The organism is Limosilactobacillus antri DSM 16041, from assembly GCF_000160835.1.
Classification (GTDB): domain Bacteria; phylum Bacillota; class Bacilli; order Lactobacillales; family Lactobacillaceae; genus Limosilactobacillus; species Limosilactobacillus antri.
The window spans coordinates 23,103-36,851 of sequence record NZ_GG700735.1; the positions used below are offsets into that span (position 1 = coordinate 23,103).

The following is a 13,749-nucleotide window of genomic DNA, read 5'->3' on the forward strand; positions in this document are numbered from 1 at the left end:
CAGCCGATTTTCGGTGTTTGTCTTTCGACGCGAAGCTAGCCTCTGGGAACCTCCGCAAGGATGGCTACGCCGCGCAGCAAGCCTATTTGGGGTTGGTCAAACGCTGGTTTATCAGCGTTTGAACTGCCAGCCAGCTACTGCGCTGAGGCATTTTTATCTTAAAAACAGTAAAGAGACTGAGTTAATTTCCAGATTCCATTCTTAACTTATGCCGTAACGCTGCCAAGCACCGGCTTTTTCTTACTACTTGACCGCCTTGGCAACAGCTTGCTGGCCCAGTAAGTTGATGAAGTTGAATGGCCGGTCGAAGTTCGGTTGGAACAACATATCAACCATCGCCATGAAGTCAATCGTGTTATGGTTTTGAATCATCACGGAAACCGCGTTCGCGTACATGGAAATGTCCAACTTGCTCATAAATTGGGCACCCAAAATCTGGTTGTTGCTCCGGTCCCAGACCACCGTCCCGATCACCGTGGCGTTGGTCGGCATAAATTCCGGCCGGTAGTGATCCTCAAAGGTCACAGCATCGGCATCAAAGCCCGCGGCCTTGGCACTTTCCAGGGTCATCCCAGTCGAGGACATCGCGTTGTCGTACAGCTGCAGGCCCGAGGTCGACTGGGTTCCCATGTAAGTCATGGTATTGCCGTAGAGGTTGGTACCGGCAATGATTCCCTGCCGGACCGCATTGGTCGCCAACGGAACGTAAGCTTCCTGGTTCGTCGGGTTGTAGTGAACCGCGACCGAATCACCTGCACCATAGACGTCCGGGTCCGAAGTCTGCATATAAGCGTTGGTCTTGATTGAGCCGTCCGCGTTGAATTCAAGCTGGTCCTTGAAGAGGCTGGTATTCGGGCGGAAGCCAATGCAGAGGATGGCAATGTCGGCGTCGTAGCTCCCCCGATCGGTCTTAACCACGACTCCCTGGTCCGCTGGTTCAAACCCGGCAACCAGTTCGCCAAGGGCCAGCGTCACCTGGTGGTCTTCAAAGTCCTTGGTGACAATGTCGGTGTACTTGGCATCGTAGTACTTGCTGAGCAGGCGGTCGTTGCCGTCGATCAGGGTTACCTGCTTGCCCTGTTTGCTGTACGCTTCAACCAGTTCAACCCCGATGTAGCCGCCGCCAATCACGACCACCTTTTGTGCATTTTGTGCGACCTCAAAGAGCTTTTGGGCGTGGTTGTAGTTTTTGCAGAGGTAAACATTCGGATCGTCAATTCCTGGCAGGTTCGGAATTACCGGCCAGGAACCGGTCGTTACCATCAGCTTGTCATAGTGGTCCTCAGTTTCTTCACCGCTGACCAGGTCTTTAACTTGCAGGGTCTTCTTTTGCAGGTCCACCGCGGTAACTTCATGCTGCATGTGAACGGCTGCACCAAGCTGGGACAGGGCTTCCGGGCTTGAGTAGAACATATCATCAATGTTTTTAGCAACCCCGCCCAAGTAGGTTGCAATGCCGCACGAGAGAAAGGAAACGTTGTCGTTCTTCTCGTAGATGGTCACCTCGGCATCCGGGTGCTGGCTGAGTACTTGACTGGCAGTAATGGTTCCCGCATGGGTACAACCAATAATTACGATCTTCATAGTCATCCTCCTATATCGTTCGATAAGTGTTTACTTCTAACACACCGTAATTATAGCAACCTATTACCCGTTGTCCAGAAGAATTTGTGAATTCAGTAACTACCGCTGTACATTTATCATTCGATAAACACTGTTATCTGTGCGTGCAGCCCCCTTTTTATAAATTTGGCGTTATTACTAATTTATAGTAAGTGTTGAGCCACCCAGTTACTTAAACAGCAGTCACGTAGAAACGGTGCTGGCGTTTATAGGTCTTTCCCCGATTGCTTTCCCCCCGCTAATCGCCAATAATAGGGGGTATTAAATCAATCGATAGGAGTGACTCCATTGAAGCAAGCAGCCATTAATAAGGGCCAGCTATGGGGCGTCGAGTTAAACCTCATCTCACTACTCTTTAGCAGCATCAGCCCGGTCCTGAATAAATTTTCATTAACCAGCCTTAGTCCGGTCATCGGGGGGATCTTTACCAGTTGTTTTGCAGCGGGCTTTGTTCTCATCGTCGTCTTGCTGAGCCATCGGCAGGTTTCGCTAACCACACTTAAAAATCCGTGGCTGTGGCTGCTCGGGGGTACCAACGCCGTCGGAATTATCCTCCAATATGTGGCACTCTCCCTTCTCAGCCCGATTACGGTCACTTTAATTGCTCGGATGTACCTCGTCTACGTCTTCGTCCTCTCTTACCTCTTCTTAAAGGAACGCATCGGGGGCTGGGACTACCTGGCAATTATTCTTTGTATTCTTGGTTCATTCCTGATTTCCGGCGGCCGAATCCAGTTGAGTGATAATGGCTGGGGAATTATCTGTGCTTTTATCTACCCGCTGATGTACGCCGCCAACAACATCACTGCCAAGCACCTGGTCAAGGACGCCCAGCCCAGCAACGTCTTGTTTTATAACCACCTGACGTCTGCACTGCTGCTGGTGGGCTACGCACTGGCCAGCGGAACTTCTTTTAAGAATATCTCCGGCCAGGCTGTCGCCTTTAACTTCGCTGGAGCCTTCTTTAACGGTTTCATGTCACTCTTACTCTTCTACACTAGCCTGCGCTTCATCTCCGCAGGTAAGGCTAACATCGTCCGGGCATTTGGGCCGGTCATCGTAATCATCTACTCGGCTTTCTTCTTCCCGGTTCAAATCACACCATCTCTGATTGGTGGGGCCCTGCTGGTGATCAGTGCAAGCACCATCGTCACCTTTACCAAGACCCGCGAACGGGCATAGTCAATCAAAAGGAGCTATTATCCAGGCCATGGTTATGGACCTGGCATCACGTAATCTTTTTAACTAAACAAAAGAGTGGAAAAGAACACCGAAAATCGACTGGCAAGCTGATTTTCGGTGTTTGTCTTTCGGCGCGCAGCAAGCCTATTTAGGGTAGGTCAAATGCCGATTTATTAGCGTTTAACCTACCAGCCAGCTACTGCGCTGTTGCATTACTATCTTTAAAATAGCAAAGAGGCTGATTCCCAGCCTCCTTAATATTGCCACTCAATTAATACGAAGCGTTAACCCGCCGCCGGTAAACAATGTAACGACGGAAAATATACTGCCATGGCAAGGTCAGTGCGTGAACCAACCGGGTATACGGGAAGTAACCGAAGATGGCAAAGCCACACAGGATGTGGACCTTGTAAATCAGCGGGACGTTGGCCATCAACTGCCATTGCGGGTGAAGCGTAAAGAGACTCCGCACCCACGGACCAATCGTAAGCCGGTAATTATAGTCGATAAAGCCACCGGTAATCGTACAAGACAGGCCCAGTGCAATCGTAATCAATAGCGCCCAGTCAATGATGATGTCATTGAGGTCACTGGTCTTAAAAACCCGCATCACCGTCATCCGCCGGTAAGTCAGAATGGCAATTCCGATAAAAGCCAGCAGTCCAGCTGGGATTCCCATCATTAGTGAGCCATAAAGATGGTACATGCGCTCGGTAATACCAAAGAAAGCCGTCCAGCTCTGTGGTACCAGCATCCCCAGGCAGTGGCCAAAGAAGGCCAGAATAATTCCAACGTGGAAGGTAATGCTGCCGATCATCAACTTCTTCTTTTCAAAAATTTCACTCGACTTTGCCGTAATCGAACAGTGGAAATACTTAAAACGGACAAAGTTACCAATGATAAAGGATGCCAACATGACATACGGGTACACAACCCATAAAAAGATTGACCAACCATTATGCATCTGTTTTCACCTCTGCTTTCACGCAGGAACCAATTATGTCCCGCGTCATTTGAATTAATTTAATATACGGATGATCACTGTCAGCTGCCGCGTTAGCGAGGAGGTTGTACGTGCCGTCCTCAATTACACTTAACGCTAGCTGCAGATCTACCCGGCGCGGATCGTCCAAGTAGTCGCCGCAGGCCAAAAAGTCCAATAGTAATGGCAAGTAGTCAGACAGCTCACTAGTCGTCTCCGCCACCCCAAACATCTCGTAGAGCATCTTGAGTTTGGCCAAGACCGTTCCCCGTTCACGAGAATCGGTCATTTTGTAATACGACATATACAAAGTGTAGCGCCGGTTCATTTCGAATAGTTGAGCATAGTTAGTCTGTTGCTCCAAATAAGTGGGCGCAGCCAACTGATCAAACAACCCGAGTAATTGCTTCCGGGTTGCTTGCGCCAGCGCCCGGTCTGTTGCCAGCTGCTGGCGGGTCGTTGCTGAAAAGGTATCCGTTGTCGGGTAGTCAACCAGCCGTGACAAGATAGCAAATGTCGGCCGTAATTGCGCTAGTCGCTTAAAATCAATCACGCCAAATCCCCCCGTAGAAGCTGTCGGCATAGATCTCATTAGTAGACTTGCCAGCTTCGGCCTTCTGGAACATACTCCGGTGCTGCGGTGCTAAGGCACAGCCTTCACATTCGTTGTAACCCAAGCCGCCCTGCTCACTCTGAGCGTTTTCCAACTCAGCCTTTTGGCTCCGCGGAATCACAAAACGGTCCTCGTAACGCGCAATCGCGAGCAGACGGTAAAGGGACGTTGCCCGGGCCGCGGTCAAACCAACCCGGGTCAGCTTACTAGTGTCAAAGTCCTTACCGCTGGTCTTGGCCCGCATGTACAACCGCATCATGGCTAACTTATACAAGGCACTCTTGACCACCGGCACGTTACCGCCAGTCAGGAGGTTTGCCAGGTACTGAACTGGAATCCGCATCTGGTCGATTCCGGGGAAGATCATGTCTGGGTCCTTGATCGAGTTGCGTCCTTCAAAGTAGGACATCACTGGTGATAGCGGTGGAATGTACCAAACCATTGGCATCGTCCGGTACTCTGGGTGCAACGGAAAGGCAATCTTTTCCTTCACCGCTAGCTTGTAAATCGGCGACTTCTGAGCTGCCGCAATCATTTCCTCTGAAATTCCGTCCTTAAGTGCCTGCTTGACCACCTCTGGGTCGTTCGGGTCCAGGAACAAGCCCAGCTGGGCTTCATAAAGTTTGCTTTCGTCCGGGGTTGACGCAGCTTGTTCAACCCGGTCGGCATCATACAGCATGGCACCGATGTAACGAATCCGGCCCACACAGGTTTCAGCACAGACGGTCGGCTGCCCCTCTTCAATCCGCGGGTAACAGAACGTGCACTTCTCCGCCTTATGGGTCTTCCAGTTAAAGTAGACCTTCTTGTATGGACAGCCGGTCATGCAGAATCGCCAGCCCCGGCACCGTTCTTGGTCTACCAAGACGATTCCATCTTCATCCCGCTTGTACATCGCGCCAGACGGACAAGAAGCCACACAGGGGGCGTTAAGACAGTGTTCACATAGCCGGGGCAGGTACATCATGAAGGCCTGTTCAAAGTTCTTCTTGATATCGCCCTCGATCTTTTGCATGTTCGGGTCCTGCTGAACATACTCTGTCGAACCGGCGAGGTCGTCGTCCCAGTTTGGGCCCGTCGTTAGTTCCATGTTTTCACCCGTAATTTGGGACTTTGGCCGCGCCACGGGCTGGTGCTTGCGTTCAGGGCCAAAAAGGGTCTTATAATCGTAAGTCCATGGTTCGTAGTAGTTGTCCATCTCAGGCATATCATTGTTATAAAAGATCTTTCCCAGGGCGATCTTGTTGAGCTTGTTTCCAGCCCGCAATTGGAGCTTCCCTTTGGCATTGAGCGTCCAGCCCCCGTGGTACTGGTCTTCATCTTCCCAGCGCTTCGGGAAGCCGACCCCCGGCTTAGTTTCAACATTATTAAACCACATATACTCAGCCCCGGGCCGGTTCGTCCAGGTATTCTTACAAGTTACCGAGCAGGTATGGCAGCCGATACACTTATCAAGGTTCAGTACCATCCCAATTTGTGCTTTAATCTTCACTCCAGTTCACCTTCTTTAACTTTCGTACGTTGACGTAGAGGTCCCGCTGGTTTCCAGTCGGACCATAGTAGTTCCAGGCATAACTCAGCTGGCCGTAGCCGCCGACCATGTGCGTTGGTTTTACGTGAATCTGCGTTGGCGCGTTGTGCGAACCACCACGGTTACCAGTAATTGTGGAGAGTGGTTCGTAGATTTCATTATCCTGGGCATGGTACATGTACATCGAGCCCTTCGGCATCCGGTGAGAAACAACGGCCCGGGCAGTCACGACCCCGTTTCGATTATAGGCTTCCAACCAGTCGTTATCCTTCACCTTCAGCCGGTCGGCATCTTCTGGGCTGATCCATACGGTCGGGCCACCCCGGAAGAGCGTCAGCATCTCAAGATTGTCATAGTACATCGTGTGGATGTTCCACTTCCCGTGCGGGGTCATGTACTTTAAGGTAATTTCATCCTTGACTGGCTTAACGTCGGTATCCTCAGGTGCCAATACAATCGGTGGCAGTGATGGCTTGTAGGTTGCTAGACCTTCGCCGAATTCACGGAAGACCTCGTGGTCAACGTAGAACTGCTCCCGGCCGGTCAGAGTCCGGGTTGGCACCTTCCGCTCTGTCATCAGGGAGAATGGCGTATACCGGTCGCCACCGTGCTTAGCCGAGGTCCCAATCGGGGTCGGGTAAGCTTCCTGCGGCTGGGCCGTAATCTTCTTAAACGACATCACGTCATCCGCGTGGCCCCGGCCAATATCGGTCAGGTGCTCACCAGTCCGGGCTTCTTTCTTTGCCCAGGCCCGGTCCGCCAGCTTACCATTGGAAGCCGTCGACAGCCGTAAGATCGCGTCGCAAACCTTCTCGTCTTCGTCCAGCAGCGGACAGCCGGCACCGATACCTTCTGCCGCCACCCCGTTGAGGTCCTTCAAGTAGTCGTACTGGTCCTGAACTTCGTAGCCGTAGTTATTAACGACATTTGGTCCCAGGGTAATAAACTTCTCATAAACCTTGCTGTAATCACGCGGGATCAGCGTTAATGACGGCATCGTCTTGCCAGGGATTGGTTCAACCTCCCCCTTCTTCCAGTCCCTGATTTTGCCAAGGGGCTGGGCGATCTCTCCTGGAGTATCATGACCGAGCGGAGCACTCTTCAAATCATAGTGCACTCCCGGCAGGTACTTTGCGGCCATCTTAGAGAAGGTCTTGGCCAGCAGCTTAAACTGCTGCCAGTCGGACTTGGACTCCCACATCGGACTAATGGCATCGTTGAATGGGTGAATAAACGGGTGCATATCCGTCGATGAGAGGTCCTTCTTCTCGTACCAGGTTGCCGCTGGCAAGACCACGTCAGAGTACATCGGGGTCGATACCATCCGAAAATCCATATCGACAACCAAGTCGAGCTTCCCGGTAGCGGCCTGGTCATGCCAAACCATTTCAGTTGGCTTGCGGCGTGAGTTTGGCTTCGCCAGTAGACCGTTTTCCGCACCCAGCAAGTGCTTCATAAAGTATTCAGCTCCCTTACCGGATGAGGCAAAGAGGTTGGACCGCCACAAGAAGAAGGCTTTAGGCTGGTTCTCGTTGGCATCTGGGTCCTCAGCTGCGAAATGCAGGCTTCCCTTCTTCAATTCTTCTACCAACTTCGGCGTAATTTTCGCCAGGTCAGTGGTCCCGTAATCCTTGGCAAAGGACAGCGGGTTCCGGTTGAATTGCGGGTAAGATGGCAGCCAGCCGAGCCGGATTGCCAACTGGTTGTAATCGGCATTATGGAGATAAGTATGCTTGCTCTTCCATACCGGGGACTTTTGGGCCTGGTTATCAATTTCCTCGTACCGCCATTGGTCAGTGGCAAAGTAGTACCAGGTTGTTCCCTGCATCTGCCGGGCACCGCCCTTTTCCCAGTCGTTGGCAAAGGTGATGTTAGCCCAGCCCTCTTGCGGCCGCAGTTTTTCCTGACCAACATAGTGGGCCCAGCCGCCACCGGTCTTACCAACACAGCCGCAGAGCATCAGCATGTTGATAATCGTCCGGTAGTTCATGTCAGCGTTAAACCAGTGGTTGACCCCGCCACCCATGATGACCATGCTGGCGCCATCATGGTCGGCAGCGTTTTGGGCAAATTCACGGGCAATCTGGATTACCTGGTCAGCCTTGACTCCGGAGCGTTTTTCTTGCCAGGCAGGGGTAAAGAAGCTGGTGGCGTCATGAGCATCCTTGGCAGCCAATTCATCATCGCCGGTCCGGTTAATCCCCATTTGGGCCATCATCAAATCATAAACGGTCGTAACGTCGTGTTCACTGCCGTCCGCATAGGTTAGTTTGCGCACCGGAATGTGCCGGATAACCACGGCATTACCCTCGTTACTAAAGGCGGGGAAGTCAATTACCGCCTGGGTAGTCGTAGCATCCTGGTCGTTAACGGACAGGGCCGGGTCAATTTCGTTTCCCTCCTGATCCTTCAATTCCAGGTTCCACTTTTCCTTAGCATCATATTCCTGACCCATGGTCCCGTTAGGCACAACAATCTTTTGCTGACGGGTATCGTAAACCACCGTCTTCCATTCGGGGTTCACCACCGTATCGTCATGTACCAGGTCGCTGATCCGGACAAAGCGGCCCGCGGTGAAGTGGTTGCTATTGGCGGCACTCGGCCCTAATTCAACCAGGAACGGCAGGTCAGTAAATTGCTTGGAATACTTGATGAAGCGATCTACCGGGTGCTTTTGGTAAAACTCGTCTAAGATCACATAGGTCATTGCCTGGGCAACGGCCGAGTCGCTCCCCGGATGCGGGGCGAGATAGTCATCAGCGAACTTAACGTTTTCCGCGTAGTCTGGACTAACGGCAACTACCTTAGCCCCCTTGTACCGGGCTTCCGTCATAAAATGCGCATCCGGTGTCCGGGTTAGCGGGACGTTGGACCCCCACATAATGATGTAAGAACTGTTGTACCACTCTGCTGACTCTGGCACGTCCGTCTGCTCACCCCAAACCTGTGGTGAAGCCGGTGGCAGGTCGGCATACCAGTCGTAGAAGCTCATCTGCTCCCCACCAAGGAGGGCGAGAAAGCGTGCTCCGGCACTGAAGCTCATCATCGACATTGCTGGAATTGGCGTGAAGCCGCCGATCCGGTCGGGTCCGTACTTCTTAATCGTGTACAGGCAGGCAGCGGAAATCAGTTCTAAGGCCTCGTTTCGGTGAACCCGAATTAGGCCGCCGTGACCACGAACCGACTTGTATTCCTTAGCTTTCGCTGGGTCTTCAACGATGCTGGCCCAGGCAGTCAAGGGGTTATCGTGTTCCTTTTTGGCCGCCGTCCATAATTTCCACAGCCGTCCCCGGATATACGGGTACTTAATCCGCACCGGACTATACTCATACCAGGAGAAACTAGCACCCCGCGGGCATCCCCGTGGTTCATACCCCGGCATATTGGCGCCACACTCCGGATAATCAGTTGCCTGGTGCTCCCAGGTGATAATTCCTTGTTTAACGTAGACGTTCCAGGAACATGACCCCGTACAGTTAACCCCGTGGGTTGTCCGCACGACCTTATCATGTGCCCAGCGTTGCCGATAAAGCTTTTCCCAACGTCGGTTATTTTCCTCGAGTTGCGTAAAGGTTCCATTAAATTTCTCAACCTTATTAAAGAACCGCGACTTCATCGTTGTCTTACCTCCCTTACTAAATTGGGCCCTTCCACTTAGACTTTGAAAGTAAGCCTTTTCCCTAATGTAAAGACTATCATCAATCCTGCTATACTACGACTAGGGAATTACCTATATTTTTACTTAAATGAGGTGTTAATTAGACATGAACCGTTATGACCGTCAAGAACGGGTCCGCCAGATCGGTCCCGCCGGCCAGGCGAAGATCAGCCAGGCCACCATCCTCATCGTGGGCCTGGGCGCACTGGGAAGCTATGCCGCCAGCCAGTTGGTCCGGGCAGGGGTCAAACGGCTGATCCTCGTCGATCCCGATGTCGTCACGGTCAGCAACTTGCAGCGGCAGGCGCTGTACACAACCTTCGACGCCGCCAAGAAGTGTTTCAAGGTCCTAGCAGCCAAAGAGCACCTGCAAGCGATTAACCCTACGGTGGCGGTCACAGCAATCCCGGCGCCGCTCACCACCGACGTTATCCAAAAACAGTCCTTTGACCTCTGTCTCGACTGCCTCGACAATTACACCGCCCGGGACCTGCTAAACCGGTTGGCAATCGCCCAGCACTTTGATTACCTCTTTGCTAGCTGTGCTGGGACCTACGGCAACGTTATGGCCGTGTCGCCGCATAAACACCCGTGCCTTAACTGTCTCTTTCCCAACCTCGACCAGCTAAAGCAAGCCGATTGTGACGTCATCGGGGTCAACACGGCCCTCATCCCGGTGATCGCTGGGCTCCAGGTTTCACTCGCCCTCCACTACCTGGTGGACCGGGCAAGTATCGACTTCAGCCGTCTCTACACCATCGATAACTGGGCACTGACCTGGAACCGGTTTAAGATCAAAAAGCGGTCGGACTGCCCTACCTGCCATACCCCAACTGACCAGCTCTTCACCAAGCTCGAACAAGAGCAGCCGGAGTTGAAAATGCTCTGCGGAGAGGGCGCTTTTTACACGACCTTAACTGCCCCGGTCGACCTGGTCAGCTGGCAGGAGTGGTTGAAGCAGCGCTCTCTGCTGGTCGGTACCAGCCCGCTGTTCATCCATTTTCAGTGGCAGGACCATCCCGTCAGCCTCTTTAGGACGGGCCGGCTCATCATGTACCAACTCGCTACGCCAGAGGCCGCTAACCACTTATTAACCAGCATCAAACAAGTTGCGAACGAAGTCAGCAAGGGAGGTCAACCATGACAACCGCCGCTATTTTAACCATCAGTGACAGTCGCCAACTAGCCACCGACCGATCGGGAGACCTAATCGCCGACCGCCTAACCAGCCATCAATTCACTATTCTAAAGCGCATTCTGGTCAAAGATGACCTGGTCGATATCCAGGCCGCCTTTCTCCAACTTGAGCAAGCCGGGCCGGACATTATTATTACCAATGGGGGAACCGGAGTCGCCCAGCGGGACACCACAATTCCTGCGATCCGCCCCCTCCTGGTCAAGGTCATCCCCGGCTTTGGCGAATATTTCCGCCAGATTTCGCTGGCGGAAATCGGCACGCGGGCACTCGCCTCCCAGGCACTTGCTGGTTTTAACTACCGTAACCAGCTTACTTACTGCCTGCCAGGGTCGCCGAATGCGTGCCAAACGGCGCTCGACCGCCTTATCATCCCCGAATATCAGCACCTTTTATTTGAAAGCAGCAACCAGCGAAAGGAAGTTCACCACCATGCTCACTAGAAGAACACCAATTTCAGTTGCCCAGGCCCAGGCCAAAATCGCCGCGGTCCCGCTAACGGCCGCAACTGAGGTCATCCCGACCGCCCAGGCCAACCACCGGGTCCTCGCCACCGCGGTCCTTGCCCCTTACGATTATCCCCACTTTCGCCGGGCAGGAATGGACGGGTACGCTATCTTAGCCGACGATGACCATGACTTCCCCAAGGAATTTACCGTCCGGGGCGAAATTCAAGCCGGCGCGACTTGGACGGCCCCTCTCCGGCCAGGTGACGCCGTCCGGATTATGACCGGCGCCTTTGTTCCTGACGATGCCAGTAAGGTTATCCGGATTGAAAAAACTCGCCCAGTCACGGGTCAGGAAAACAAGGTCCAAATTTTGACTAGTGAAAGCAAAACCAACATTACGGAAAAGGGGACCGACGGCAAGAAGGGCAACGTCATCCTAGATAAGGACCAGGAGCTTAATCCCGGTGGTCTTGCAGTTCTGACCGCATTCGGCATCGATCAGGTTACCGTCTACCAACGGCCCCGGATTGCCATCATCGCTACCGGGACTGAACTATTGGCGGCCGGTGCCCCGATCACACCCGGCAAGATTTACAACAGTAATGGTCTAATGCTTCAACGGCTGATTGAAGAAAACGGGGGGATCGTCGACTTTACAGCCCAGCTCCCTGATGACAAAAATCGCATTAAGCAGGTCCTCAACGAGCAAATTGCCAGTCATGACATCGTCATCACCGACGGCGGCGTTTCAGTTGGCGACTTTGACTACCTTGGCGATACTGCCCGCAACGCTGACCAGCTACTCTTTAACAAGATTAAACAACGTCCTGGCAGCGTCACCACTGCTTTTATCCAGGATCACACCTTTGTAATGGCCCTCTCCGGGAACCCGGGCGCCTGCTTTACCGGTTTCTACTTATATGTGGAGCCTTTAATCCGCCGCTACCAGCATCAACTGAGCCGGGTTAAGAAGGTCCGGGCCACCTTGGCAGCACCTTATAATAAAACGAATGGTTTTGACCGCTACCTCCGGTGTACCTACCAGGAAAATAACGGTCACTACCGGGTCTATCCTAATGGGATTAACCGGTCCGGCTCGCTAGCTAATCTGCAAACAACCACCTGCCTGGCCTTAATTCCCCATAGCACCACCCCGATGGAAGTTGGAACGGAGACAGACGCATGGCTATTACCTTTCAAATAGTTGGTCACAAGAATAGTGGTAAAACCTTAGTTACTACTAAACTGATCAGCGCCCTCACCGCCCAGGGTTGGCGGGTAGCGGCAATCAAACATGATGCCCATACGGGAGCCATGGACGTTCCCGGAACAGACAGTGACCTAATGAGCAGGGCCGGGGCTCATCAGGTGGTCCTAGAGTCTAGCCAAGGGCTCTTTTATCACCAGCAAGCGCCAGTTCCCCCGCTCTCGTTCTTAGTCAACCGGCTTCGCCAGAAGAATGATCTTGTAGTCATCGAGGGCCATAAAGCCGCCAACTACTCAAAACTGGTAATGCTGGCGCCTGACGAAACGTTAAAAACTGTCCCCCAGGCTGGAGTCGTCGTAACAGCTAGCCTGACGCCCAATCCTGCTGCCGACTTGGTTGGCCTCGAGCAAACCGTCAACTGGTGTCTTGACTATCTAATTCGCCGTCGAGAGGAGGGGCCGCAGCCATGATTGGAATCGTCCTTGCCGGCGGTCAGTCGCTCCGCTTTGGTCGTGACAAGGCTACCTGTCAGCTACCAGGACAAAAGTACAGTAACGTCCAGCTCGCGGTCAATAAACTAAGCGCTTGTGAACAGATTATTGTTTGCGCTAACCGAGCTAACCAGGGTAAAATTAAGAGCCAACTGGGCAGCGGCATCACCATCGTTTGTGACCTCGCTGAGTATGCCAACCACGGCCCGCTGGCTGCCATTGCGACCGCCACCAGTTTACGGACCGGCGATGTCGACTACCAAATGCTACCGGTTGACTACCCTAATCTCACCCCAGCGACGGTCAATCGGATTGCTGACCAGCCGAACACCGTTGCAGCGACCGTAGGCCACGCCCACTACACCATCGCCCATTTCAGATGCAGTCACCGGCAAGTCGTTAACTGGCTGGCACACGGTGACTGGCGGCTGCGGCACTTCATCATTGATTGCTGCCACTGCCAACCGTTATTATTCCCTGACAGCCACGAATTTATTAATCTCAACTATGACCAAGGAGAGCATATTCCATGAAGAGTAAAGAGCAGATTACCGAGCCGGATTTTCAGAAACTAGTCGCCCTCGTCCTAAACGACCTTGCCCTGCGACGGACCATGCTGGAAAATCGGGAGCAAGAAGTTAACCAGCAGCTTAGCTCACTCGAACGGGACGCTGAACTGGAACAACTGGATGATCAAATTCAGCAGCTCCAACGCGACTACGACCACTACCGGCAGTTTCAAGATCCCGCTTTCAAGTTCAATAGTCAAAGGTACTTTCAAGGACCATCAATGGGGTTGCCCCAGCAACCGTGAGGAG

General features: G+C 52.8%; 13 protein-coding genes. 8 read left to right on the forward strand and 5 right to left on the reverse strand.

Annotated features, from left to right (window positions below):
* The coding region (locus HMPREF0494_RS11500) for a hypothetical protein (protein ID WP_204365259.1) at positions 1-205 on the forward strand (205 nt) is incomplete at its 5' end.
* Between the two features lie 38 nt (positions 206-243).
* On the opposite strand, the gene HMPREF0494_RS08310 is transcribed toward HMPREF0494_RS11500, so the two are convergent.
* A complete protein-coding gene (locus HMPREF0494_RS08310) occupies positions 244-1,584 on the reverse strand; it encodes an FAD-dependent oxidoreductase (RefSeq protein WP_040458986.1) in 1,341 nt (446 codons plus the stop codon).
* A 327-nt stretch (positions 1,585-1,911) separates the two neighbouring features.
* Between HMPREF0494_RS08310 and HMPREF0494_RS08315 the strand changes: the two genes are divergently transcribed.
* The gene (locus HMPREF0494_RS08315) at positions 1,912-2,805 is read left to right on the forward strand and encodes a DMT family transporter (RefSeq protein WP_040458987.1); all 894 of its coding nucleotides are present in this window, start codon (positions 1,912-1,914) and stop codon (positions 2,803-2,805) included.
* A gap of 271 nt (positions 2,806-3,076) precedes the next feature.
* Here the strand turns inward: HMPREF0494_RS08315 and narI are convergent, their stop codons facing one another.
* Genes narI through HMPREF0494_RS08335 form a run of 4 tightly spaced genes read right to left on the reverse strand, consistent with a single transcriptional unit; the run spans position 3,077 to position 9,547 of the window.
* Entirely contained in the window at positions 3,077-3,769 is a 693-nt protein-coding gene (narI, locus tag HMPREF0494_RS08320) for a respiratory nitrate reductase subunit gamma (RefSeq protein WP_003711345.1), read from the reverse strand.
* A complete protein-coding gene (gene narJ / locus HMPREF0494_RS08325; protein ID WP_007124518.1) occupies positions 3,762-4,340 on the reverse strand; it encodes a nitrate reductase molybdenum cofactor assembly chaperone in 579 nt (192 codons plus the stop codon). Before narJ ends, narI begins: the two co-directional genes overlap by 8 nt.
* Positions 4,333-5,892 carry a nitrate reductase subunit beta gene (gene narH, locus HMPREF0494_RS08330; RefSeq protein WP_003711383.1) on the reverse strand — a complete coding sequence of 520 codons (1,560 nt, stop codon included), beginning with the start codon at positions 5,890-5,892 and terminating at the stop codon, positions 4,333-4,335. Before narH ends, narJ begins: the two co-directional genes overlap by 8 nt.
* Positions 5,882-9,547, reverse strand: coding sequence for a nitrate reductase subunit alpha (locus tag HMPREF0494_RS08335; RefSeq protein ID WP_007124519.1), 3,666 nt, complete (start codon positions 9,545-9,547; stop codon positions 5,882-5,884). Before HMPREF0494_RS08335 ends, narH begins: the two co-directional genes overlap by 11 nt.
* A gap of 148 nt (positions 9,548-9,695) precedes the next feature.
* Between HMPREF0494_RS08335 and HMPREF0494_RS08340 the strand changes: the two genes are divergently transcribed.
* Genes HMPREF0494_RS08340 through HMPREF0494_RS08365 form a run of 6 tightly spaced genes read left to right on the forward strand, consistent with a single transcriptional unit; the run spans position 9,696 to position 13,745 of the window.
* A complete protein-coding gene (locus HMPREF0494_RS08340; protein WP_007124520.1) occupies positions 9,696-10,733 on the forward strand; it encodes a HesA/MoeB/ThiF family protein in 1,038 nt (345 codons plus the stop codon).
* Positions 10,730-11,227 carry a MogA/MoaB family molybdenum cofactor biosynthesis protein gene (locus HMPREF0494_RS08345; protein ID WP_003715383.1) on the forward strand — a complete coding sequence of 166 codons (498 nt, stop codon included), beginning with the start codon at positions 10,730-10,732 and terminating at the stop codon, positions 11,225-11,227. Before HMPREF0494_RS08340 ends, HMPREF0494_RS08345 begins: the two co-directional genes overlap by 4 nt.
* Positions 11,217-12,437 (forward strand): molybdopterin molybdotransferase MoeA, encoded by a 1,221-nt coding sequence (locus HMPREF0494_RS08350; RefSeq protein WP_007124521.1) that lies wholly within the window; start codon positions 11,217-11,219, stop codon positions 12,435-12,437. Before HMPREF0494_RS08345 ends, HMPREF0494_RS08350 begins: the two co-directional genes overlap by 11 nt.
* Positions 12,416-12,910 carry a molybdopterin-guanine dinucleotide biosynthesis protein B gene (mobB, locus tag HMPREF0494_RS08355; RefSeq protein ID WP_007124522.1) on the forward strand — a complete coding sequence of 165 codons (495 nt, stop codon included), beginning with the start codon at positions 12,416-12,418 and terminating at the stop codon, positions 12,908-12,910. The genes HMPREF0494_RS08350 and mobB overlap by 22 nt, the downstream gene beginning before the upstream one ends.
* The gene (locus HMPREF0494_RS08360; protein WP_007124523.1) at positions 12,907-13,464 is read left to right on the forward strand and encodes a molybdenum cofactor guanylyltransferase; all 558 of its coding nucleotides are present in this window, start codon (positions 12,907-12,909) and stop codon (positions 13,462-13,464) included. Before mobB ends, HMPREF0494_RS08360 begins: the two co-directional genes overlap by 4 nt.
* A complete protein-coding gene (locus HMPREF0494_RS08365) occupies positions 13,461-13,745 on the forward strand; it encodes a hypothetical protein (protein ID WP_003711331.1) in 285 nt (94 codons plus the stop codon). The genes HMPREF0494_RS08360 and HMPREF0494_RS08365 overlap by 4 nt, the downstream gene beginning before the upstream one ends.
* The last annotated feature ends 4 nt before the right edge of the window (positions 13,746-13,749 follow it).

What these genes read in the sequence shown, in the direction of transcription:
- HMPREF0494_RS08310 (WP_040458986.1), bottom strand. Translation starts at nt 1,584, where the DNA reads ATGAAGATCGTAATTATTGGTTGTACCCATGCGGGAACCATTACTGCC.
- narI (WP_003711345.1), bottom strand. Translation starts at nt 3,769, where the DNA reads ATGCATAATGGTTGGTCAATCTTTTTATGGGTTGTGTACCCGTATGTC.
- HMPREF0494_RS08335 (WP_007124519.1), bottom strand. Translation starts at nt 9,547, where the DNA reads ATGAAGTCGCGGTTCTTTAATAAGGTTGAGAAATTTAATGGAACCTTT.
- HMPREF0494_RS08340 (WP_007124520.1), top strand. Translation starts at nt 9,696, where the DNA reads ATGAACCGTTATGACCGTCAAGAACGGGTCCGCCAGATCGGTCCCGCC.
- HMPREF0494_RS08345 (WP_003715383.1), top strand. Translation starts at nt 10,730, where the DNA reads ATGACAACCGCCGCTATTTTAACCATCAGTGACAGTCGCCAACTAGCC.
- HMPREF0494_RS08350 (WP_007124521.1), top strand. Translation starts at nt 11,217, where the DNA reads ATGCTCACTAGAAGAACACCAATTTCAGTTGCCCAGGCCCAGGCCAAA.
- mobB (WP_007124522.1), top strand. Translation starts at nt 12,416, where the DNA reads ATGGCTATTACCTTTCAAATAGTTGGTCACAAGAATAGTGGTAAAACC.
- HMPREF0494_RS08360 (WP_007124523.1), top strand. Translation starts at nt 12,907, where the DNA reads ATGATTGGAATCGTCCTTGCCGGCGGTCAGTCGCTCCGCTTTGGTCGT.
- HMPREF0494_RS08365 (WP_003711331.1), top strand. Translation starts at nt 13,461, where the DNA reads ATGAAGAGTAAAGAGCAGATTACCGAGCCGGATTTTCAGAAACTAGTC.